Consider the following 22112-nt stretch of genomic DNA (forward strand, 5'->3'; position numbering starts at 1 on the left):
CGGAACTCGTGTCGGTGCCAGACGTAAGTGACCCTCGGCCGCACGCAAGCCGCCGCTACGCGCATTGCTTGTGCGTGCATGCGAGAGGTCTTGCCCCTCCTGCTGCAGAGCGGCATTGTCGCCGCAAGCGGAAGGGTTCGACATGGCATTCAACGATTGGGACGAAGTCCGAACTGCCTATCAGGTCGCGCGTCTCGGCACGGTATCGGGCGCTGCGCAGGCCTTGGGCGTGCACCACGCCACGGTCATCCGCCATGTGGATTCGCTCGAGGCGAAGCTCGGCGCGAAGCTGTTCCAGCGTCACGCCCGCGGCTATACGCCGACGGAGGCGGGGCAGGACCTGCTGACCGTCGCGCAATCGACCGACGACCAACTCGCGCAACTCGCCAATCGCATTCGCGGGCGCGGGCATGAGGTGACGGGGGAGCTCATCCTGACTTCGCTCGCCGTCCTCGCGCCCCTGCTGTCGCCCGCCCTTGCCGCCTTCCGGGAGGAGCATCCGGAGGTCATGATCAAGTTCCTCTCCGACGAACGCGTGTTCCGACTAGAATACGGGGAGGCGCATGTGGCAATCCGCGCGGGCAATCCGCCGGACCAGCCCGATAACGTCGTCCAGAAATTCTATTCGCACGATTGGGCGCTCTACGCGTCGAAGGACTACATCGCGCGGCACGGCCGGCCCGAGAGCATCGACAATGTCGGCGACCACGTCTTCATCGGACCGGCCGAGGACATTCCACGCGCGCCGTTCTTCGCCTGGCTCCTGCAGAATGTGCCGGAGCGGAATATCGGCTATCGCGTGAACCAGATCACCGCCGTCCGTCCGGCAATCGAGGCGGGGCTCGGCATCGGCTTCTCGCCGGTCTGGGCGGAAGCGGACAACGACGACATGGAGCGGGTCCTCGACTCGCATGCGTGGACGGGCCAGCTCTGGCTGGTCACCCATGTCGACCTCCACCGCACCGCAAAGGTCCAGACGTTCCTGACATTCCTGAAGGACTGGGCCGCCCGCTGGCCGTCATCGGATACCCCCGAGAATGCGAAGAGCGCCTGACACGGCGTCGCGGCCATACACCGATCTTCTCCCCTAGCTGGCGATCCTTATAATACTGACGGACCAAAAGTTTTTGGGCGGAGAAAGCTTGAGTTCCTCTGATCCTTCGCAGGTTGGCTGAATCAACCAATTGCTGTTCGTCTAACTTGGCCCTGCCGCTATCGGGTGGTCCGGTTTCAGTCTTGGTGCATGACGGCTTTCGGGGCTGTTGCAATTGTCTGAGGCGAAAATGACCCGCTGTCGCAAGACGGCCATTGAACGTATTTCGGAGAGGGCGGTATTCAGGCCGATCTCGGAGAGCATGAAGGCCTTCGTCGGCATCCATTCCCATCTGGTCCGCTGAGGCGACCTGAGCTGCTGATTTCCGGCCGAAAGCGCTTGATGGTCAGCTTTTGCTTGTCACAATGGACAAATAACCCCGAGAATGGCCATTAATCGGTGGTCGCTACACCACCACCTGTGGCCTCGCCCCTATCCGCACTTGGAGAAGCCGCAACTCGCGCAGGTGGCGCAGCCTTCGGCCATGTGGACGTCGTAGCTGCCGCAATTTGGACAGGTAGGCCCAGGCGCGGCGTCGCCGGACGGGGTGATCGGGGCCGGCGGAGTAGCACCAAGCCCCCGTTCGCCGGAAAGAAAGCCGGTCGCGATCATGTGCTGCTCAATCACGCCGCCGATCGCCGCGAGGATCGAAGGAACGTAGCGGCCCTGCATCCAGGCACCGCCGCGCGGATCGAAGACCGCCTTCAACTCCTCGACCACGAAGGACACGTCGCCGCCGCGCCGGAAGATCGCCGAAATCATACGCGTCAGTGCCACCGTCCAGGCGAAATGCTCCATGTTCTTCGAGTTGACGAAGATCTCGAAGGGGCGGCGCTGTCCGTCGAGCTCGATGTCGTTGATGGTGATGTAGAGCGCGTGCTCGGAGGCGGGCCACCTGATCTTGTAGGTCTCCCCGGTCAGCGTGTCGGGCCGGTCGAGCGGCGCGAAGAGCTGGACGACCTTTGGCGCCTCCGGTGCGGCCGGTGTGCTGGAAAGCACGCTGCCGGTCACGTCGTTCGGCCGGTAGGTGGTGCAGCCCTTGCAGCCCTCGGCCCAGGCGCGAAGATAGACGTCCTTGAACGCCGCCAAGCCGATATCGGCGGGCACGTTGATCGTCTTGGAAATCGAGCTGTCGATCCATAACTGCGCGGCGGCCTGCATCCGGACATGCTCGCGAGGCTCGAGGTCGGCAACGGTGACGAAGCTGTCGGGCAGGGGCGCATCGCCGTGCAGGCGGCGCCATTCGGCGACGGCGAAATCCTCCACCACCTCCTCCGTGCGGCTTCCGTCGGGCTGGAGCACCTTGCGGGTGTAGCTCGTGGCGAAGATCGGCTCGATCCCGGAGGAGACGTTCCCCGCCAGCAGGCTGATCGTTCCGGTCGGCGCGATCGAGGTGAGAAGCGCGTTGCGCAACCCGTGCGCGGCGATGAGGTCGCGGGTCTCGGGTGCGAGCCGCTGCACCATCGGCGCGGCGAGCATGGCGGCCTCGTCGTAGAGCGGGAACGTACCTTTCTCGGCGGCGAGCCGGGCGGAGGTGGCATAGGCCGCGTTCGCGATGGTCTCGAGCCAGCCGGCGGTCGTGGTCGCCGCCGCCTCGCCGCCATAGCGCAGGCCGCACATCGCGAGCGCGTCGGCGAGGCCGGTGACGCCCAGCCCGATTCGCCGCTTGGCGCGCGCCTCCTCGGCCTGCTGGGGCAGGGGGAAACGGCTGGCATCGACGACGTTGTCCATCATCCGGATGGCGGTCGCGGTGAGGTCGGTCAATGCCTCCGCCTCGATCCGCGCCTCGGTGGTGAAGGCGTCCGACACCAGCCGCGCAAGGTTGAGCGAGCCCAGCAGGCAGGCACCGTAGGGGGGCAGGGGCTGCTCGCCGCAGGGATTGGTCGCGGCGATGGTCTCGGCGTAAGCGAGGTTATTCTGCGCGTTGATGCGGTCGATGAAGATCACGCCCGGCTCGGCGTAATCGTAGGTCGCCTGCATGATCGCGTCCCACAACTCGCGGGCGCGTAGCGTCCGGAAGGTCTGGCCGCCAAAGACGAGGGGCCAGTCGGCATCATCCTCGACCGCCTGCATGAACGGGTCGGTGACGAGGACCGAGAGGTTGAACATGCGCAAACGTGCCGGATCTGCCTTGGCCGCGACGAAGGCCTCGATGTCGGGGTGGTCGCAGCGCAGCGTTGCCATCATCGCGCCCCGGCGGGAGCCGGCGGACATGATCGTGCGGCACATCGAGTCCCACACGTCCATGAAGGACAGCGGCCCCGACGCATCGGCCGAGACGCCGCGGACGACGGCGCCCCGGGGACGGATCGTGGAGAAGTCGTAACCGATCCCGCCGCCCTGTTGCAGGGTCAGCGCCGCCTCGCGCAGGGCCGCGAATATGCCGCCCATGCTGTCCTCGACCGTGCCCATCACGAAGCAGTTGAAGAGCGTCACCGAGCGTCCCGTTCCCGCCCCTGCGACGATCCGCCCCGCCGGCAGGAACCGGAAGTCCTGCAACGCCGCGCGGAAGGCCGGCATCCAGGCGGCGGGCTCCGCCTCGGGGGCGGCGAGGGCTGCGGCAATCCGGTCCCAGGTCGCGTCGAGATCGGCATCGCGCGGGGTGCCGTCTGCCTCCTTCAGCCGGTACTTCATGTCCCAGATCGTCTCCGAGATCGGGGCGGCGAAGGTCGTCGGGGCATCTTTCATCGTCGGCGCGTCTCGCTAGAACTGGTTGCAGGTAGGGCCGGAGCGTCTAGATATACCCCGTTCTGCGGGGAAATCACATGGCCATCAACCTGATCAAGCTCAGCGTCGGGACCGAGTCGATCGAAGGTCTGGCCGAGTGGCAGCGGAACGCGCGCGCGAAGGGACCCTGCGGCAACCCGCGCCACGTCACCCGGATGTGGCCCAAGCGCGCTGAGGAGCTTCTGGACGGCGGATCGATCTACTGGGTCATCAAGGGCGTCGTCCTGTGCCGCCAGCCGATCCTGCGGCTCGACGAGGTGCGGCGCGAGGATGACATCCCGCGCTGCGGAATCGTGCTGCGCCCCGGCCTGATCCCGGTGGCGCCGCTGCCGAAGCGGCCGTTCCAGGGCTGGCGCTACCTGACCACCGCGGACGCGCCCGGCGACATCGACCCGGCCCGCGCCACCGAGGAGCCGCTGCCCCCGGGCCTCACGCTCGCACTGTCGGAGATCGGCGTCCTCTGATCTCGGGGTGAGGAAAACCGCAGGCGTGGCGCCCCGCCGGGTATGTTAACCAGAAGCCACGGTCCGCCACCCGGATGGGCCAGTGTTTCAGGCTTAACCAGTTACCGACGGGAGTTTCCCGATGCGACGTTCCTTTGCCTCGCGCTGACGACCGGCACGGCGGGAGCCCAGCCCATCCGCAGCAATCCCGGCACCGCCCGCGACTACATCATTCTCAGGCAACCGCAGGCCGACCACCGGATCGTCCTGCGGATGCGGCCCACGGACCAGTCCGTGCCACCCGACGAATATCAATGGGAACGCTGGGACCCGAACGGCCCCGGCTATACCGAGTTGCGTCGCATCAATTGGCAGGCGACGGCGAGTTGTGCCTCCGGCCTCGACTGGATACGGATCGACGGTCCGGGCGGGGACGAAACGCAGAGTTTCAACGGAACCCGGCCGTCCATCTCCGGTCGAACGCATTACGAGAGCTTCGATCCCGATGCTCTCGACGCCGTGTGCTGCGGCTTCGCCCGGCAGGCGACGCAGAATTGCGGCGAGAACCCGATTCTGGAGCCCGGTTGCGAGAACGAGGAGACCTACGTCTTCGGTCCGTCCCGGCCGCTACGCGGCAGCGCGCCGGTGACCGTCAGCGGTCGCTGGGAATCCGGTCCCCTTCCGACGCGGCAATACGTTCCGCGTCTCGAGCTGCGCTGCCTCCTCGGCGGATGAGGCAGCCGGTCGCGACCCGCGTTTCCTCCCGGCGCGGGTCGCGAACAATCCATCCCGTCCATCCGTGGCTCCGCCGAAGCGCGAGGCTCTTCCGCGCGGGTCGTTTTTCGCCCGCGTGGCGTCGTCCCCGATTTACGTCCAGTTGGCCATTGCGGCAGAACGGAGCCACGTAATTCGAGGGGACAGGCGATGAAGACCCAGGTGAAGGCCCTCGTGGTGGGCGGTGGCGCGGTCGGGACCGGGATCGCGTATCATCTCGCGAAGGCCGGGTGGTCCGACGTGATGCTGCTCGAGCGCGACGAGCTGACCTCCGGCTCCACCTGGCATGCCGCGGGCCTCCTGCCGCTCTTCAACATGGGCTACGCGACGAGTCACATCCACGCCTACTCGGTCGACTTCTACAAGTCGCTGGAGGCGGAGACGGGCCTCAACCCGGGCTTCTCGGTCGTGGGCAACCTGCGCATGGCGCAGACGCGGGAACGGATGGACGAATACGAGCTCTACGCCGCCACGGCGGAGACGGTCGGCATTCCGCACGAGTTCCTGACGCCGGCGCAGATCAAGGAGCGCTACCCGCTGGTCCGCACCGAGGATCTGGTCGGCGCGATCTTCCATCCTACCGACGGCTACATCAACCCGGCCGACGTCACGATGTCCATGGCCAAGGGCGCCCGTCAGCGCGGCGTGACCATCGAGCGGAAGTGGCAGGTCGACGCCTACGAGTGGAAAGGCGACCACTGGGACGTGACCGCGACGAAGATGGCGGAACGCGGCGGCAACCTCGTGCCCACCGACGAGCAGGTCGTGATCGCGGCCGAGCACGTCGTCACCGCGACCGGCAACCACGCGCCGCGCACCGCCCGGCTCCTGGGTATCCGGACGCCCGCCATCGTGGTCGAACACCAGTACATCGTGACCGAGCCCGACCCCGCGCTCGTCGAGTGGCGCAAGTCCAACCCGCAGCATCCCGTGCTGCGCGACGCCGACGCCAAGTGGTACGTGCGCGAGGAACGGGGCGGCTGGATCCTCGGGCCCTACGAGCAGAACGCGCCGGCGCGCTTCCCGTTCGAGGTGCCGTCCAGCTTCCGCGCCGACCTCTTCCCGCTCGACCTGGAGCGGATCGAGGAGGAATACATGTCCTTCATCCACCGCATCCCGTCCTCGGAGAATGCAGGCCTGAAGGACGATTTCAACGGCCCGATCTGCTACACGCCCGACGGCAACCCGCTGGTCGGCCCGGCCCCGGGGCTGCGCAACATGTGGCTGGCCGAGGGGTTCAGCTTCGGGATCACCGCCGCCGGCGGGACCGGGCACTACCTCGCGCAGATGATGGTCGAGGGCGAGGCCGAGATCGACATGGCCGCGCTCGACCCGCGCCGCTTCGGCGGCTGGACGACCACCGAATACGCGATGCGCAAGAACGAGGAGGCCTACGACCACGTCTTCGTCCTGCACCATCCCGACGAAGAGCGGCCTGCCGCGCGGCCGCTCAAGACCGCGCCCTGCTACGACCGGATGAAGGCGCAGGGCGCGCAGTTCGGCTGCGTCAACGGATGGGAGCGTCCGAACTACTTCAAGCCGGGCGCGGCGGCGGATTTCGACATGACCTCGCGCAGCTTCCGGCGCGGCAAGTGGTGGCAGCACACGGTGGACGAAGCGACCGCCCTGCGTGACGGCGCCGGCATGATCGACGCGACGGCCTTCACCAAGCACAAGCTGCGCGGACCGGGCGCGGCGGCGTTCCTCGACTGGTTCACCACCAATCGCCTTCCGAAGGTGGGTCGCATCAACCTGACCTACGCGCTGACCGAGGCGGGGACGACGCGCACCGAATACACGATCGTGCGGCTCGCCGAGGACACGTTCTACCTCGTTTCCGCCGGCGCCTGGCAGGCCTACGACAGCGACTTCCTCGCCAAGGCCGTGAACGACAAGGCGGACGAGTTCGGCCCGATGTGCCTTGAGGACGTGACCGGGATGCACGGGGTCTTCGCGCTTGCGGGACCGAAATCGCGCGACATCCTGCGCGAGCTCGTCGTCGCGGCGGACCCGGACTGGACGCTGTCGAACAAGGGCTTCCCCTGGCTCTCGGCCCGCCGGATCGAGCTGAAGATGGCGCCGGTCAACGCGATCCGGGTGGCCTATACCGGTGAACTCGGTTGGGAGCTGCACCATCCGATGGAGATGCAGAACTACCTCTTCGACCGGCTGATGGAAGCGGGCGAGGGGCACGGCCTGACGCTCGTCGGCGCGCGGGCGCAGAACTGGCTCCGGCAGGAGAAGTCCTACCGCGCCTTCGGCAACGAACTGGGCCGCGACGCGACGCCGCTGGAGGCGGGCCTCGACCGCTTCGTGGACCTCTCGAAGGATTTCCACGGCAAGGCGGCGATGGAAGCGAAGGGCATCCGGTCGAAATGCGCCACCTTCCTGATCGACGGACCGGACGACGCCGATCCGTGGGGCCGCGAGGCGCTCTATCTCGAAGACGGCACGCGCGTCGGGCGCCTGACCTCGGGCGGCTATTCGGTGGCGTTCGGCAAGTCGATCGGCATGGGCTACGTCCGGCCCGAGCTGGCGGAGCCCGGCACGAAGCTGAAGGTCCGGATGCAGCGCAAGCTCTGGGACGCGGAGGTCACCGAGGACAGCCCCTACGATCCCGCCAACGCCCGGATACGTGCGGACGGCTAGTCTCGTCGCCGTCGCCCTGCTGCTGGCGGCGGCGTTCTGGATGATGCGGGACGGCGACCGCGCCGGCCTGTACGTGAGCGGCGACGGGGCGCGACAGGTCGCGCGTCGACTGGCCGCGGAGGGCGTGGCGCAGGCGCCCGCCGGGGAGGCACGAATTGAGGCCGTCCTGCTGCGGCGCTGGCAGAACCTCGAATCGCTTCCGGCGCTGCACGCGCTCTGCGGCGGGGCCTGTAACGGGCGGACGGCGGTGGTGGCACTGCGGCAGCCGACGCCGGGGGGATTGCGGCGGGTCCTGCTGATCGACCTTTCCGGCACCCCCGCCGCCGCGGCGCTCGATGCGGGCGCACCGATCCCCGCGGCGATAGTGGCCTGTCTGGGGCGGGTGGTCGCCGGGCGGGACGCGGCATGCCTGCCGCCGGCCCGTGTCGCTTGGCGGATGCCGTTCTAGGGGCGTTCCCGGCCATCTGGGACGCGCGTGTCCAGCCGGGCCGTCGGAGCCTCCGGCGGGGATATTTGAGAAGCAAAGACGGGGTACGCACTTCCGTGCTGCGGCGCGGGGAGAGGGAACGAAGGCCCAGACTAGGGCAGGAGCGGCGGCAGGCGCGGGGCGGGGCCGAGGGGGATCGGCCCCATCCGCATTTGCCCGTTCGCGAAGGCGAGGTCGAATCGCATTGCGCCGTCGTCCTCCGCCATGCCAACGAGCCCGGCCTCGAGAAGCGGCAGCTGCTCCTCGGCCACGAGTCCCCAGCCGCGCAGGAGGGCGAGCGCCGCCTCGGTCCCGCGCAGCTCGATCGACAGTGCTCCCTCTGGAACCCCGTCCGCGTCGACCTCGATCGCCCCATCCGCGTCGAGCTCCAGCGCGCCCCAGACCAGATCCGCGCGTCGCAGGTTCAGCGAATAGGCCACCCCCTCCGGCACCAGAGTCGCGTCGATGTCGAGCGTATCGGCGCTTTCGGGCAATCGGCCCGCGGGATCGAGCGCCGCTGCCAGAGCGCCGCCCGGGCGGATCTCGCTTAGGTCGAGCGCGACGTCCCAGCCCTCCGGTTCGGCCGCGCGCCGGACGGCCAGCTGCGCCCGTGCCATGTCGAGCCGCCACGCGCCGCCATCGAGGCCGAGCGCCTCGCCGACCGCCGTTCCCTGCTGCGGATCGGGGCTCGCGGACAGCGAGACCGTGCCGGAGGCGCGCAGGTCCGTCGAGGTCACGACGAGCTGGCCCCACGGCCCCTCGAACGTCATCTGGTGCGGTGCGACGGCGATGATCTCGTTCGGCCGGTAGCTCAGCGCGAGGACCTGCAGGAACGGCGCGTGCCAGCGGAGCGCGCCGTCCGGCGCGGTCACGTCCGGTTCCGTCACGTTCGTGTCGAAGCGGTTCGGGAAGCCGCCGATGCCGAGATCGTCCCACGCGATGCGCCAGCCTTCGGCCTCCGCCGCGACGACCGCCGTCGCAATCTGGTCGCGCAGGATGCCGCGACCGACGAACCAGTAGCCGCCCCACAGCGTGGCCAGCACCGCCACCAAGATCACCAGCCAGCGCATGCCGCCCCTTCCCGTCGAACCCCGACTTGTCTATCGGGGGCCTGCCTTCCGCGAAAGGAGCGACGATGACGCAACCGCCCGACCTCTGGGTCTTCGGATACGGCTCGCTGATCTACAATCCCGGCATCGCCGTCGCCGAGACGCGTCGTGCCACGCTCGACGGCTACCGCCGGCGGTTCTGCATGTGGTCGGTCCACCACCGCGGCACCGAGGCCGATCCCGGCCTCGTTCTCGCGCTGGAGGAGGCGCCGGGCGTCGCCTGCCGCGGCATCGCGATCCGCGCCGCCGACCCGGAGGCCGCCATCGTCGAGATCCGCGAGCGGGAGCTGATCTCCTCCGCCTATCACGAGGCGCGGGTGACGCTGACCGACGACGACGGCACGCAGATCGAGGCGCTGGCCTACGTCATCGATCCCGACCACCACCAATACGCCCGCGATCTCACGCTGGAGGAGCAGGCGGCGATCATCGCGGCCGCCAATGGCGGGCGCGGGCCGAACCACGAATACCTCAGCTCGACCTTCGCCGGCCTGCGCGGGCTGGAGATCGACGACCCCGATCTGGAATGGCTCGTCACGCGCGTGCAACAGATCAGGGCGGCCGCCTGACTGCCGTCCCGCGCGCCTTGTGGGAAAAACCTCGCCTCTATAGGGTTTTCCCAACCGCAGGGCGCCCGGACAGGGCCGGAGGCAGATGGCACGCGCGCCGCTAGAGCACGGGACGCAGTTCTCGCAACCGATCCGGCAGATCGTCTACATGCTGGCGGTGCTGACGGCCGTGGGCGTGGGCGTGTTCCTGGCCTATCCGCGCGTGGCCCCGATCTTCGCCGCGAATCCGTGGTTGAATGGGACGATCATCCTCGTCTTCTTCCTGGGCGTGATCGCGTGCTTCGCGCAGGTGTTCCAGCTCTTCAGCTCGGTCTCCTGGATCGAGGGCTTCGCGGAACGGCGCGCCGGACACGACATCTCGCGTCCGCCGGGCATGCTGGCGCCGCTCGCCGCGCTGCTCCGCGCCCGCTCGGCGCGCAGCCAGATCTCCGCCTCCTCCTCGCGCTCGATCCTCGATTCCGTGGGCGCGCGGATGGAGGAGGCGCGTGACATCACGCGCTACATCGTCAACACGCTGATCTTCCTCGGCCTGCTCGGCACGTTCTGGGGCCTCGCCACCACGGTGCCGGCGGTCGTGGACACGATCCGCAGCCTGAACCCCACGGGCGACGAGAGTAGCGTCGCCGTGTTCGGGCGCCTGATCAGCGGCCTCGAAAGCCAGCTTTCGGGCATGGGCACGGCCTTCGCCTCCTCGCTTCTGGGTCTCGCGGGGAGCCTCGTCGTGGGGCTGCTGGAGCTCTTCGCCGGACACGGGCAGAACCGCTTCTACCGGGAGATGGAGGATTGGCTGTCCTCGATCACCCGCGTGGGCCTCGTCGGCGACAGCGGGGAGGAGACGATCGACCAGTATTCGCTCGCCGCCGTCCTCGACCACATGAACTACCAGATGGAGACGCTGCAGGACATGTTCGCCCGCGCTGAGGCGGGGCGGCTGGCGGCGGATTCGAAGATGGCCCGGCTGGGCGAGGCGATCACGTCGATGGCCAACCGGATGGAGGAAGGGGGCGGCACCACCCGCGCGCTGGATCGGGTGGCCGAGGGGCAGGAGAACATCGTCGAGGTCATGCGCGGCTCGATCGGCGGCGGCGATGGCGGCCTCGATGCGGAGAGCCGGATGCGCCTGCGCTCGATCGACGTGCAGCTCCTCAAGGTGTTCGAGGCCATGCAGGCGGGGCAGGAGAACACGGTCGCGGAGCTGCGCGGCGACATCGCCGCCCTGACGCGGTCCCTGCGCCAGCTTAACCGCCATGTGCAGGATTCGTTCGGAGCCCCTCCGGGCAAGGAGGACTGAATGGCGTTCCAGCGGCGCAGTGGACAGCGGTTCACCGCGAATGTCTGGCCGGGCTTCGTGGACGCGATGACGGCGCTCCTGCTGGTGCTGATGTTCGTTCTGTCGATCTTCATGATCGTGCAGTTCGTCCTGTCGGAGACGATCTCGGATCAGGGGCTGGAGCTCGACGAGCTCGGCAGCCAGGTCGCCTCGCTCGCGGATGCGCTCGGGCTCGAGCAGCAGCGCTCGACCGCGCTGGAGGGCGAGGTTGCGGAACTCGGCAGCGAACGGGACCGGCAGGCGGCGCGGATCGCGACGCTCACGGCGGATCGGGAGCAGCTGGTCGGACGGGTCGCCTCCTTCGAGGAGCGGGTCGCGAGGCTTCTGGCGACCCGCGAGCGTCTGCAGGCCTCGCTTTCGGCGACGGAGACGGAGCGCGACGCGCTGACCGAGGATCTGGCGGAGACGGAAGCCGCCCGCGAAGCGCTGGCCGGCGAGCTTCGCACTTCGCAGGCGGAGCTCGAGCGCGTCATCGACGCGGAGGAGGCGGCGCAGCTCGCCCTCGCCTCCGCGCGCGAGGAGATCGACGCGCAGGCCGAGGAGGCCCGGCGGGAAGCGGCCGAGCGCGAAGCGCTGGAGGCGCTGACCGCCGACCTGCGCGCCGAGGCGGAGGCGCGGGAGACGACCCTCGCCGAGACGTTGGCCAGCCTCGACGCCGCCCGCGAGACCGGCGTGAGCCTTGAGGAACAGGTCGCGACGCTGGAGGGCGAGCTCGACGCGGAGGAAGCCGCCCGCTTGTCGGAGGCCGCCGCCGCCGAGGCGCTGCGCGAACGGCTTGCGGAAACGGAGACGCAGCTTTCGGACGAGGAGGCCCAGCGCCTGGCGGAAGCGGCCGCTGCCGAAGCGCTGCGCGAACGGCTGGCGGAAACGGAGACACAGCTTTCCGACGAGGAGGCCGCTCGCCTCGCGGAAGCGGCCGCGGCGGAAGCCCTGCGCGCGCGGCTGGAGGACGCGGACGCAGAGCTCACCGCGATGACGCTCGCGCTGGAGGAAGAGCGCCAGGCCGCCGAGGAGACGCTGACGCTGCTCGCCGCGACGCGGACGGCGCGCGACGATCTGGACGACCGTCTGGCGCAGGCGCTGGCCGATGTGACGCTGGCGCGGAACGAGACGACCACGGTGGAGGAGCGGCTGGCCGCCGTCGAGTCGGACCGCGCGGGCATGGCCGACCGCCTGTCGGAATCGGAAGCGCGTATCACGGCGATTGAGGACCGGCTTGCCGACGCGCTCGCCGCGGTGGAGACCGGGCAGGGCGAGGCGACGGCGCTCGAGGCGGAGGTCGCCCGCCTGAACGCCGCCCTCGCGGCGCAGGGCGTGGAAGCCGCCGACGCAGAGGAACGCCGCGCCGAGCTCGAACGCCGGCTCGCCGCCGCGCTCGCCGCGCAGGAGGCGGGGGACGTCACCGAGGCGGAGCTGCGCGACACGCTCGCCGCCGCCCTGGCCGCCCGGGTCGCGGCCGAAAGCGAGATCGAGGAGGTAATGACCGAACGTCAGCGTCTCGATACGCTGCTCTCGGAAGCGGAGGCTCGGCTTTCCGATGTCGACGAGGACCGCATCGCCGCGCAGCGGGAGGCCGAGGCGTTGAACCGGCAGCTTGCGGAGCTTCGCACCCAGCTTGGCGGCATCCGCAACCTGCTCGACGAATACGAGGGCCGCGACACGGAAGGCGCGGTGCAGGTCGAAAGCCTCGGCCCGCGCCTCAACGCCGCGCTCGCCCAGGCGGCGAGCGATCAGCGCGCTCGCGCCGATCTGGAAGAGGCGGAGCGCGTCCGGCTCCAGGCGGAGGCCGAGGCGCTGGTGGCGGAGGCCGAGCAGCTCAAGCGCTTCCGCTCCGAGTTCTTCGGCCAACTCCGCGAAGTCCTGTCGGGCCGGGAAGGGGTCGAGGTCGTGGGCGACCGCTTCGTCTTCTCCTCCGAAGTCCTGTTCGCGCCGGGTTCCGCCAACCTCCAGCCCGAGGGCCGCAGCCAGATCGCGCAGGTCGCGGACGTGATCCTCGACGTGGCGGGCGAGATCCCGCAGGGGATCGACTGGGTGCTGCGGGTGGACGGCCATACCGACAACATCCCGGTGACCGGACGCGGGGCCTACGCCGACAACTGGGAGTTGAGCCAGGCGCGTGCGCTGTCGGTCGTGCGCTACATGATCGACGCGCTCGGCGTGCCGCCGACCCGTCTCGCTGCGACCGGCTTCGGGGAATGGCAGCCCGTCGACACCTCCGGCACGCCCGAGGCGCGGGCCCGGAACCGGCGGATCGAGCTCAAGCTGACGGAGCGCTGAGGCGAGCGCCGCCGAGCGCCGGGCCTCGTCGAGATCGTCCTGTCCGGGCGCGGCCGGGGGATCGCCTTCGATGCATCGCACGAACGCGTCGACGAGTTCGTGGGCCGTCCTACCGACAATAAGCGCCGCCGTTTCGGTAGCGGGCGGTATCGAGGTGGAAATGGTCCTGATGGAAGCTGTCGCTCTCCGGACCCAGCACCGTCCCGAACGGCCCGCAGGCCGCCCGCCAGAGCGCGCGCAGGACACGGCCCTCCGCCCCCTCGTCCCAGTCGCGCAGCACGCTCAGCTCCGACCCGTCCGCCAGCCGGATCGCCGCGATGTCGATCGCATGGCCGAGCGCGTGCTCGCTCATCTTCGCGCCCGGCTGGTTGTTGCGCGGCCGGCAGGCATAGCCCGCCGCGACGCGCAACGCGACCGGCCCGCCGCCGCGCCGTCCGATCCCGGGGATCACCGCGTCGCGCACCCAGTCGTCGAGCGTCTGTGCCGTGGTGCAATCCATCCGCGCGGGTCGCGTGAGCCGCAGGCCGGAGACCTGCCGGATGCGCACCGCATCGGGAATGCCGCAACCGCCGGGGCCCGTCACCGGCGCGATCGTCTCTCCGACAATCGAGCGACGCCCGCAGAGGGCGACCGAGCCCGTCTCGCTTGGCGGCACGCGCGTCGCCGGCGCCGGTTCGGGCTCCGCCGGAACGCGATCCTCGGGGCGCGTCTCCGGCCGGTCCGAGACCTGCACGGTTCCCGCGTCGTCGAGCTTCTCCGCCGCCGCCGCGGCCATCTCCGCGGCGATCCCGTCCGGCCCCTCGAGTTGTTGCACCGGCCGGACCGAGCGCGCGACGGCAGCCTCGTCCGGCACCTCCGTCGAGCCGTCTTCCGACAGGACGACGATCTCCGCTCCGGGCCGGGGGACGGGACGCGGCTCTGCATGAGCGGGGAATGTCATCAGGAGGAAGGCCAGCGCCGCCCTCACACCGGACGCTCCCCGTGGGCGCGGCCGAAATCGGGGGCGTCGGTATCCTGCCCCGCCTCGATGATCCCGCGCCGGATCGCACGGGTTCGGGTGAAGTAATCGTGCAGCATTTCGCCGTCCCCCGTCCGGATCGCACGTTGCAGCGCGAACAGCTCCTCGGTGAATCGCCCGAGGATCTCCAGCGTCGCGTCCCGGTTGTTGAGGAACACGTCACGCCACATCGTCGGGTCCGACGCCGCGATGCGGGTGAAGTCCCGGAAGCCCGCCGCGGAATACTGGATCACCTCGCTGTCGGTCACACGGCCCAGATCGTCGGCCACCCCCACCATCGTGTAGGCGATGAGATGCGGCGCGTGGCTCGTCACGGCGAGGACGAGGTCGTGGTGGTCCGGGTCCATCCGGTCCACGTTCGCGCCGAGCCCCTGCCACAGACGCGTGAGCCGGTCCGCCGCCGCCTCGGTCCCGGGCCGTGGCGTGAGAAGGCACCAGCGGTTCTCGAAAAGCTCGGGGAAGCCTGCACGGGGGCCCGAATGCTCGGTCCCGGCGAGCGGATGGCCGGGCACGAAGTTCACGTGATCCGGCAGGTGCGGTCCGACCGCGTCGATCACCGCGCATTTGACGGAGCCGACATCGCTGACCGTCGCCCCCTCCGCCAGATGCGGCCCGATCTCCCGCGCCACGGCCGCCATCGCCCCGACGGGGACGCAGAGCACGACGAGGTCGGCCCCCGCCACCGCCTGGGCGGCGCTCTCCGCCACCCGGTCGCAGAGGCCGAGTTCCACCGCCACGCCGCGCGTCTCCGCCGAACGGGCAAAGCCGACGACCTCCCCGGCGAGTCCGTCGCGACGCATCCGGAGGCCCATCGACCCGGCGATCAGGCCGAGGCCGATCAGCGCGACCCGATCGTAGAGCGGCACCGCGCTCATCCCGCGCGCCACGCGACGAGCGCATCCAGCAGGCGCCCGGTCCCCGCCGCGTCGCCGACACTCATCCGCAGGCAATGTGGCAGCCCGTAGCTCCGCGGGTGCCGGACGATCACGCCGCGCGACTTCAGGAACGCATCGCAATCGGCCGCCTCCGCCTCGTCCGCGAAGCGTGCCAGCACGAAGTTCGCCTCGGACGGGTCCGACGGGATGTCGAGCGCGGCCAGCCCCGCACGAAGCCGGGCGCGCTGCGCGGCATTGTCGGCGGAACACATCTCCACGAAATCCCGGTCGCGCACCGCCGCCTCCGCCGCGGCGAGCGCAATGTTCGAGAGGTTGAACGGCCCCCGCACGCGGTTGAGCACGTCGATCACGTCGCGCGACCCGTAACCCCAGCCGACGCGCATCCCGCCCAGCCCGTACATCTTGGAGAAGGTCCGCGTGACGAAGACGTTCGCCCGCGTGCCGGCGAGGGTCAGCCCGCCGTCGAACTCCTCGGCGAACTCGGCATAGGCGCCGTCGAGCACCAGCAGGCAGCCCTCCGGCAACCCGTCCGCCAGCCGCACGAGATCCTGCCCCCCCAGCAGCGTGCCGGTCGGGTTGGCCGGATTGGCGATGAAGACGAGCCGCGTCCGCTCCGTCGCCGCGTCGAGCAGCGCGTCCACGTCCACGCGCCGGTCGCGTTCCGGCGCGGAGACGGGCGCGGCCCCGGCCGCCCGCGCACTGATCGCGTACATGAGGAAGCCGTGATGGGTGTGCAGCACTTCGTCGCCCGGCCCGGCGAAGCACTGGCAGAGCAGGTGGATGATCTCGTCGGAGCCCACGCTGCAGACGATCCGGTCGGGGTCGAGCCCGCCATGCACGTCCGCGATCGCAGCGCGCAGGCTCGCATGGTCGGTGTTCGGATAGCGGTTCATCTCCGCCACCGCCGCCTGTGCCGCCGCCATCGCGGCGGGGGAGGGGCCGTGCGGGTTCTCGTTCGACGACAGCTTCACGACATCCGTCACGCCGTCGACCTTCGAGGCGCCGCCCTGGTAGAGTTCGATCTCCATGATCCCCGGCTGGGGCGCGGGTGCGGCGCTCATCTGTGATCCCCCGATACGTCGCGACGTTCTAAGCGGGCCGATCGGGTCGGGGCAATGGCGCCCCGGTCTTTGCTTCGCAAATATCCCGGGATGCGCGAAGGGCCGGCCCTTCGCTCCGCCCTCACAGGAAGCTCTGCGGGTCGATGTCTATGCTGAGCCGGGTCGAGCGGGGGATCTCCACCGCGCCGACCCAGGCGGCGAGCGCCGGCTGGATCGGTGCCTGCCGCGGCGCCTTCACAAGGAGCCGTACACGGTGGCGGCCACGGATGCGGGCGATGGGGGCAGGGGCGGGTCCGTAGACCTCGGCGCCCACGTCTTCCAGCATGGCGGCGCGCCGGGCGAGCGCGTTTCCGACATCGAACGCCACGCCGGCCTCCGGGTCGGAGATCACGATCCCCGCCATGCGCCCATACGGCGGCACCCCCGCCGCGCGGCGCTGTCCCGCCTCCTCGCGCAGGAATGCCTCTTCGTCGCCCGAGAGGATTGCGCGGATCACCGGATGCTCGGGCTGCCACGTCTGCAGGAGCGCCTCGCCCGGCCGCTCCGCCCGCCCGGCCCGGCCGGAGACCTGCCGCATCAGCTGGTAGGTCCGCTCGGCGGCGCGGAGGTCGGAGCCTTGCAGCCCGAGATCGGCGTCGATCACGCCGACGAGCGTGAGGTGCGGAAAGTTGTGTCCCTTGGCGACGAGTTGCGTGCCGACGATGATGTCGGCCTCACCTGCCGCAATTTCCTCGACCCGGGCCTTGAGCGCGCGTGAGGAGCCGAACAGGTCCGACGACAGGACCGCGACGCGCGCCTCGGGGAACAGGCCCGTCACCTCCTCGGCCATGCGCTCCACGCCGGGGCCGACCGCCGCGAGCTTGCCTTCCGCCCCGCAGGAGGGGCAGGCCACCGGGATCGGCGCCGTCTCGCCGCATTGGTGGCACATGAGCTCGCGGCGGAAGCGGTGCTCCACCATCCGCGCGTCGCAATGACGGCAGGCGATCTGCTGGCCGCAGGCCCGGCACAGCGTGACGGGGGCGTAGCCGCGGCGGTTGAGGAAGACGAGCGACTGCTCGCCCGCCGCCAGACGCCCGGTGATCGCGTCGTGCAGCCGGGGCGAGATCCAGCGCCCCGAGGGTATGTCCGCGTCCCGCATGTCGATCGTGCCGAGGCGCGGCAGCACCGCGTCGCCGAAGCGCGAGGTCAGGTCGAGGCGGGCGTATTTCCCGGCCTCCGCGTTGGCCCAGCTCTCCAGCGAGGGCGTGGCGGAGGCGAGCACGACCTGCGCCCCTTCGCAGCTCGCGCGCAGCACCGCCATGTCGCGGGCGGAGTAGAGCACGCCGTCCTCCTGCTTGTAGGAAGTGTCGTGCTCCTCGTCGACGACGATCAGGCCGAGCTCGCGGAACGGCAGGAACAGGGCAGAGCGCGCCCCGACGATCAGTCGCGCCTGACCCTCGGCCGCCTTCTTCCAGGTCCGCCGCCGCTCGGCCTGCGTGACGCCGGAATGCCATTCGGCGGGCCGCGCGCCGAACCGCGCCTCCACCCGCGTCAGAAACTCCGCCGTCAGCGCGATCTCCGGCAGCAGGACCAGCGCCTGCCGCCCGCGGGCGAGACATTCGGCGACGGCCTCCAGATAGACCTCGGTCTTGCCCGAGCCGGTGACGCCGCGCAGGAGTGTCGTGCGGTAGCCTCCTGCGGCGAAACCGGTGCGCAATGCGTCCGCGGCGGCGGCCTGATCCTCGGCCAGCGGCTTGCCCGGACGGGACGCGTCGAGCGGCGGGAAGTCCGCGTCGCGCGGGCGGACGATCTCCTGCACCGCGCCGGAGGGCAGCAGCCCCTTCACGACCCCTGTCGAGACGCCGGCGAGATCCGCCAGCTCCGACAGCGCGAAGACGTCGTCGGGCCGCTCGTCGAGGAGCGCCAGCACCTTCTCGCGAGCCGGCGTCATCCGGTCCGGCGTGCCGTCGCCACCCCGGTAGACGCGCCGCCGCCCCTCCGCGCCGCCGAGGCCGGGCGCGCGCAGCGCGAGCCGCAGCATCGCCGGTAGGGGCGTGAGCGTGTAGGCCGCCGCCCGCTCGACGAAGTCGCGGAAGGCGGGGTCCATCGGCGGCACGTCGAGCACCCGGGCCACGCCGCGCAGCTTCTCGACCGGCCAGTCGCCCGCCGCCTCGCCCCAGACCACGCCCAGCACGAGACGCGGTCCCAGCGGCACCTCCACGAAGGCGCCGTCGGCCACGCCGTCCGGCGGCGCACGGTAATCGAGCGCGCGGTCCAGCGGCTGCGTCGTCTGCACGGCCACCGGCGCGCCGGGAGGATGGAGCTTCGCCATCCCCCCCATATCGGCCTCCCTCCGTCCGGATGCCAGAGCCGGCGGCCGCCGGGATGGCGGGCATCGGTACGCCGCCGGGGATGGCCCTCCTGCCGCGTTCGCGCTATCAGGCGCCGAACCCGAAGCGATCCCGAGGACGCCATGAAATTCTTCGTAGACACCGCCGATATCGACGCCATCCGCGAGCTGAACGATCTCAACATGCTCGACGGCGTGACGACCAACCCGTCGCTGATCCTGAAATCCGGGCGCGACATCCTCGAGACGACGAAGGCCATCTGCGACGTGGTCGAGGGTCCGGTCTCGGCCGAGGTGGTCGCCATCGACTTCGACCAGATGCTGAAGGAGGGCAAGCACCTCGCCACAATCGCGCCCAATGTCTGCGTCAAGGTCCCGCTGACCTGGGAGGGTCTGCGCGTCTGCAAGATCCTGTCCGACGAGGGAACGAAGGTGAACGTGACGCTGTGCTTCTCGGCCAACCAGGCGCTGCTCGCCGCGAAGGCGGGGGCGAGCTTCATTTCGCCCTTCATCGGCCGGCTCGACGACATGAACATCGACGGGATGGAGCTGATCCAGGACATCCGCACCATCTACGACAATTACGACATCAAGACCGAGATCCTCGCGGCCTCGATCCGCACGGCCAACCACATGAAGGAAGCCGCGCTGATCGGCGCCGACGTGGCGACCGCGCCGCCGAAGGTCATCCACGAGATGATCAAGCATCCGCTGACCCAGAGCGGCCTCGACCAGTTTGTGAAGGACGCCGGCGAAGCGGGCATCAAGATCGCCTGAGGCGGGTGCGGCCCGACCGGCGGGGTCGCCACATGGCTGCCACAAACAGCGCCGGATCGGCCCCGGCGACACAGTGCGGCGGTGAAACCGCACCGCTTGCCGGCATTTGCGGGATCCGCGCCGCCGCCGCGGTGCTAGCCTCGACGAGAAGCGGCAGCAGACCGGAGCAGGGGCAGATGGCAGAGAACACCATACTTGCGCGCGACGCCGAGAATGGCGCGCGGGCGCAGGGGCGGGACTGGCGCGACAGCGTCCTGACCGACCCCGAACTCGTCCTCGAGGACCGCGACGTGATGCGCGCGCTGATCGCCGCGGACGCGGAGCGGATGGGCGGGAACGTGGTCGACCTGCGCGGCATCGCGATGCAGCGGCTGGAGGCACGGCTCGACCGGCTCGAGGACACGCATCGCAGCGTCATCGCCGCCGCTTACGAGAACCTCGCCGGGACGAACCAGATCCATCGCTGCGTTCTGGCGGTGCTGGAGGCGGAGACGCTGCCCGAACTTCTCGACCACCTGACCGGCCAGATCGCCGACATCGTCCGCGTCGACCGCGTCCGGCTCGCCCTCGAGAGCCAGGCGCCGGGCGCGACGCCGCATCCGGCCATCGCGCCGGTCGCGACCGGCTTCGTCGACGATTACGTCACGCGGGGACGCGAGGGGCCGGTACGGCAGGTCACGTTGCGTCGCTGCACCCCGGCGGCGCGGGAAATCTATGGCCCCGATGCCGGGCGCATCCGGTCGGAAGCGCTCCTGCGGCTCGACCTCGGCACGGGGCGGCAGCGGGGATTGCTGGCCTTCGGCGTGGAGGATGCGACCCAGTTCGGCCCGGGGCAGGGGACGGAGCTTCTGTCCTTCTTCACCGCGGCCTTCGAGCGCGTGCTCCGGCGCCATCTGGCGCAGGCGTGAGCGGCCGCAGCGCGGCCCTCGAGATCAGTCCCGGCGCCCGCGACGCGATCGCCGCGTGGCTGTCGCACATGCGCGCGCTCGACGGCGCGGCGGCGAACACGCTCACGGCCTACGGCACCGACGTGACGACCTTCCTTGCCTTCCAGGCCGCGCATCGCGGCGGCCCGATGGGCCTGGCGGAGATCGGACGGCTGAGCTCGTCCGACATGCGCGCCTGGATGGCAGCGGAGCGGCTGCGCGGCGCGGGCGGTCGCTCGGTCGCGCGGCGGCTCTCGGCGGTCAAGACCTTCGTGCGCTGGCTCTGCGAGCGCGAGGGGTTCGACCCGACGGCGATCCTCGCCACCCGCGCGCCGAAGTTCCGCAAGCCGCTGCCGCGCCCCCTGCCGCAGGCGGCGGCGAGGGAGCTGATCGAGACCATGGGCCTGCAGCACGAGACGCCGTGGATCGCGGCGCGCGACGTGGCCGTGGCGACGGTGCTCTACGGGTGCGGGTTGCGCATCTCCGAGGGGCTCGGCCTGACCGGGGCCGATGCGCCCCTGCCCGACACGCTGCGCGTCCGTGGCAAGGGCAACAAGGAACGGCTGGTGCCCGTGCTGCCCGTCGCCCGTGCGGCAGTGGACCGCTACACGTCGCTGTGTCCGTTCGACCTGTCGGCCGAGGCGCCGCTGTTCCGGGGCGCGCGGGGCGGGGCGCTCAACGCCGGCAGCGTGGCGGCCGTGATGGCGCGGGCGCGGATGCAGCTCGGCCTGCCCTCCTCGGCCACGCCGCACGCGCTGCGGCACAGCTTCGCCACGCATCTGCTGGAGGCGGGCGGCGACCTGCGCGCGATCCAGGAACTGCTCGGCCACGCTTCGCTCTCGACCACGCAGGCCTACACGGCGGTGGACGCCGTGCATCTGATGGACGTCTACACCAAGGCCCATCCGCACGGACGGTGATCCGGTGACGGGACGCCTTGCGCCGGAAGCATGGCCGGGGCAGGCTTGCGGCATGAAGACAGCCGAACAGATGGTCGCCGAGGCGCGCGCCCGGATCGAGGAATGGGATGTCGCACGTCTGCGCGCGACGCCGGATGCGGTCGTCGTCGATATCCGCGACGTGCGCGAGCGGGCGAAGGGTCACATTCCCGGCTCGATCCACGCACCGCGCGGGATGCTCGAATTCTGGTGGGACCCGCAGAGCCCGTATCACCGCGAGGTCTTCGCGGGGGACGGGCCGTTTGTGCTGCATTGCGCGATGGGCTGGCGGTCCGCGCTGGCGGCCGCGACGCTGAAGGAGATGGGCTTCGAGGTCGCGCATCTCGACGGCGGCATGGAGGCCTGGATCGAGGCCGGCGGCCCGGTCGAGACGCCCGCCCCGAAGGGCTGAGAACCGGACGGACTAGTGCGGGACGTCGACGTCATCGTGTCCGAACGAGTCGTTTTCGCTGTCAGCCCGTTCGAGTCGCGTTCGGCACGGTTTGATCGACCTGTTCGGCGGACTCGGCCGCTGCTGTCGGCAATCGCAAGGAGAAGGGCATCGTTCGGATTTGTGGCATGGCAATCAGCGGTCCGTCGTCGCGATGTTGGAAGGGCGGCGCCTGACCGCGGGTGGGGGCGAAGCCCTCGCCCTAAAGCGTTTCGGCATTAACCCGAGCCGTATCCGGCAGCAGTGAAGTAGTTCCAGCACTCCTGCGGGTCGTAGAGA

18 protein-coding genes are annotated in these 22112 nt (G+C 70.1%); 12 read left to right on the forward strand and 6 right to left on the reverse strand.

Annotated elements, in window-relative coordinates; genetic code table 11:
- Positions 1 to 142 precede the first annotated feature (142 nt).
- Positions 143 to 1054, forward strand: a complete 912-nt coding sequence (locus tag Q1A87_RS10150; RefSeq protein ID WP_299650643.1) for a LysR family transcriptional regulator — start codon at positions 143 to 145, stop codon at positions 1052 to 1054.
- A 471-nt stretch (positions 1055 to 1525) separates the two neighbouring features.
- On the opposite strand, the gene Q1A87_RS10155 is transcribed toward Q1A87_RS10150, so the two are convergent.
- Positions 1526 to 3781: an adenosylcobalamin-dependent ribonucleoside-diphosphate reductase gene (locus Q1A87_RS10155; RefSeq protein WP_299650645.1), complete on the reverse strand. Its 2256-nt coding sequence runs from the start codon at positions 3779 to 3781 to the stop codon at positions 1526 to 1528.
- 77 nt (positions 3782 to 3858) lie between these two features.
- On the opposite strand from Q1A87_RS10155, the gene Q1A87_RS10160 reads away from it, so the two are divergent.
- The 4 genes from Q1A87_RS10160 (at position 3859) to Q1A87_RS10175 (ending at position 8134) form a co-directional block, all read left to right on the forward strand.
- The gene (locus Q1A87_RS10160) at positions 3859 to 4284 is read left to right on the forward strand and encodes a DUF1489 domain-containing protein (protein ID WP_299650648.1); all 426 of its coding nucleotides are present in this window, start codon (positions 3859 to 3861) and stop codon (positions 4282 to 4284) included.
- A gap of 273 nt (positions 4285 to 4557) precedes the next feature.
- Complete coding sequence (locus Q1A87_RS10165) at positions 4558 to 4998, forward strand: hypothetical protein (RefSeq protein ID WP_299650651.1); 441 nt, start codon at positions 4558 to 4560, stop codon at positions 4996 to 4998.
- Positions 4999 to 5187: 189 nt separating this feature from the next.
- On the forward strand, positions 5188 to 7686 hold the full coding sequence (locus tag Q1A87_RS10170; RefSeq protein WP_299650653.1) for an FAD-dependent oxidoreductase: 2499 nt from the start codon (positions 5188 to 5190) through the stop codon (positions 7684 to 7686).
- Positions 7673 to 8134, forward strand: a complete 462-nt coding sequence (locus Q1A87_RS10175) for a hypothetical protein (RefSeq protein WP_299650656.1) — start codon at positions 7673 to 7675, stop codon at positions 8132 to 8134. The genes Q1A87_RS10170 and Q1A87_RS10175 overlap by 14 nt, the downstream gene beginning before the upstream one ends.
- Before the next feature lie 131 nt (positions 8135 to 8265).
- On the opposite strand, the gene Q1A87_RS10180 is transcribed toward Q1A87_RS10175, so the two are convergent.
- Positions 8266 to 9222 (reverse strand): DUF2125 domain-containing protein, encoded by a 957-nt coding sequence (locus Q1A87_RS10180; protein ID WP_299650658.1) that lies wholly within the window; start codon positions 9220 to 9222, stop codon positions 8266 to 8268.
- Between the two features lie 65 nt (positions 9223 to 9287).
- On the opposite strand from Q1A87_RS10180, the gene Q1A87_RS10185 reads away from it, so the two are divergent.
- The 3 genes from Q1A87_RS10185 (at position 9288) to Q1A87_RS10195 (ending at position 13437) form a co-directional block, all read left to right on the forward strand.
- On the forward strand, positions 9288 to 9830 hold the full coding sequence (locus tag Q1A87_RS10185) for a gamma-glutamylcyclotransferase (RefSeq protein ID WP_299650661.1): 543 nt from the start codon (positions 9288 to 9290) through the stop codon (positions 9828 to 9830).
- A gap of 85 nt (positions 9831 to 9915) precedes the next feature.
- The gene (locus Q1A87_RS10190; protein WP_299650664.1) at positions 9916 to 11121 is read left to right on the forward strand and encodes a biopolymer transporter ExbB; all 1206 of its coding nucleotides are present in this window, start codon (positions 9916 to 9918) and stop codon (positions 11119 to 11121) included.
- A complete protein-coding gene (locus Q1A87_RS10195; protein ID WP_299650667.1) occupies positions 11122 to 13437 on the forward strand; it encodes a peptidoglycan -binding protein in 2316 nt (771 codons plus the stop codon). It begins immediately after the preceding gene.
- A 109-nt stretch (positions 13438 to 13546) separates the two neighbouring features.
- On the opposite strand, the gene Q1A87_RS10200 is transcribed toward Q1A87_RS10195, so the two are convergent.
- From Q1A87_RS10200 to Q1A87_RS10215, 4 genes are all read right to left on the reverse strand, one after another.
- Positions 13547 to 14404, reverse strand: coding sequence for an extensin family protein (locus Q1A87_RS10200; protein ID WP_299650670.1), 858 nt, complete (start codon positions 14402 to 14404; stop codon positions 13547 to 13549).
- Positions 14401 to 15330, reverse strand: coding sequence for a prephenate/arogenate dehydrogenase family protein (locus tag Q1A87_RS10205; RefSeq protein ID WP_299650700.1), 930 nt, complete (start codon positions 15328 to 15330; stop codon positions 14401 to 14403). Before Q1A87_RS10205 ends, Q1A87_RS10200 begins: the two co-directional genes overlap by 4 nt.
- Positions 15327 to 16412: a histidinol-phosphate transaminase gene (hisC, locus tag Q1A87_RS10210; RefSeq protein ID WP_299650673.1), complete on the reverse strand. Its 1086-nt coding sequence runs from the start codon at positions 16410 to 16412 to the stop codon at positions 15327 to 15329. The genes Q1A87_RS10205 and hisC overlap by 4 nt, the downstream gene beginning before the upstream one ends.
- Before the next feature lie 121 nt (positions 16413 to 16533).
- A complete protein-coding gene (locus Q1A87_RS10215) occupies positions 16534 to 18723 on the reverse strand; it encodes a primosomal protein N' (protein WP_299650676.1) in 2190 nt (729 codons plus the stop codon).
- A 141-nt stretch (positions 18724 to 18864) separates the two neighbouring features.
- Here Q1A87_RS10215 and fsa point away from each other — a divergent pair, with 141 nt between their 5' ends.
- The 4 genes from fsa to Q1A87_RS10235 all read left to right on the forward strand — a co-directional run bounded on the left by fsa (position 18865) and on the right by Q1A87_RS10235 (position 21794).
- Complete coding sequence (fsa, locus tag Q1A87_RS10220; RefSeq protein ID WP_299650679.1) at positions 18865 to 19518, forward strand: fructose-6-phosphate aldolase; 654 nt, start codon at positions 18865 to 18867, stop codon at positions 19516 to 19518.
- A gap of 176 nt (positions 19519 to 19694) precedes the next feature.
- On the forward strand, positions 19695 to 20426 hold the full coding sequence (locus Q1A87_RS10225) for a DUF484 family protein (protein WP_299650682.1): 732 nt from the start codon (positions 19695 to 19697) through the stop codon (positions 20424 to 20426).
- Complete coding sequence (locus tag Q1A87_RS10230) at positions 20423 to 21364, forward strand: tyrosine recombinase XerC (protein WP_299650685.1); 942 nt, start codon at positions 20423 to 20425, stop codon at positions 21362 to 21364. Before Q1A87_RS10225 ends, Q1A87_RS10230 begins: the two co-directional genes overlap by 4 nt.
- Before the next feature lie 52 nt (positions 21365 to 21416).
- A complete protein-coding gene (locus Q1A87_RS10235; RefSeq protein WP_299650688.1) occupies positions 21417 to 21794 on the forward strand; it encodes a rhodanese-like domain-containing protein in 378 nt (125 codons plus the stop codon).
- The last annotated feature ends 318 nt before the right edge of the window (positions 21795 to 22112 follow it).

Source organism: uncultured Jannaschia sp., assembly GCF_947494055.1.
Classification (GTDB): Bacteria; Pseudomonadota; Alphaproteobacteria; order Rhodobacterales; family Rhodobacteraceae; genus Jannaschia.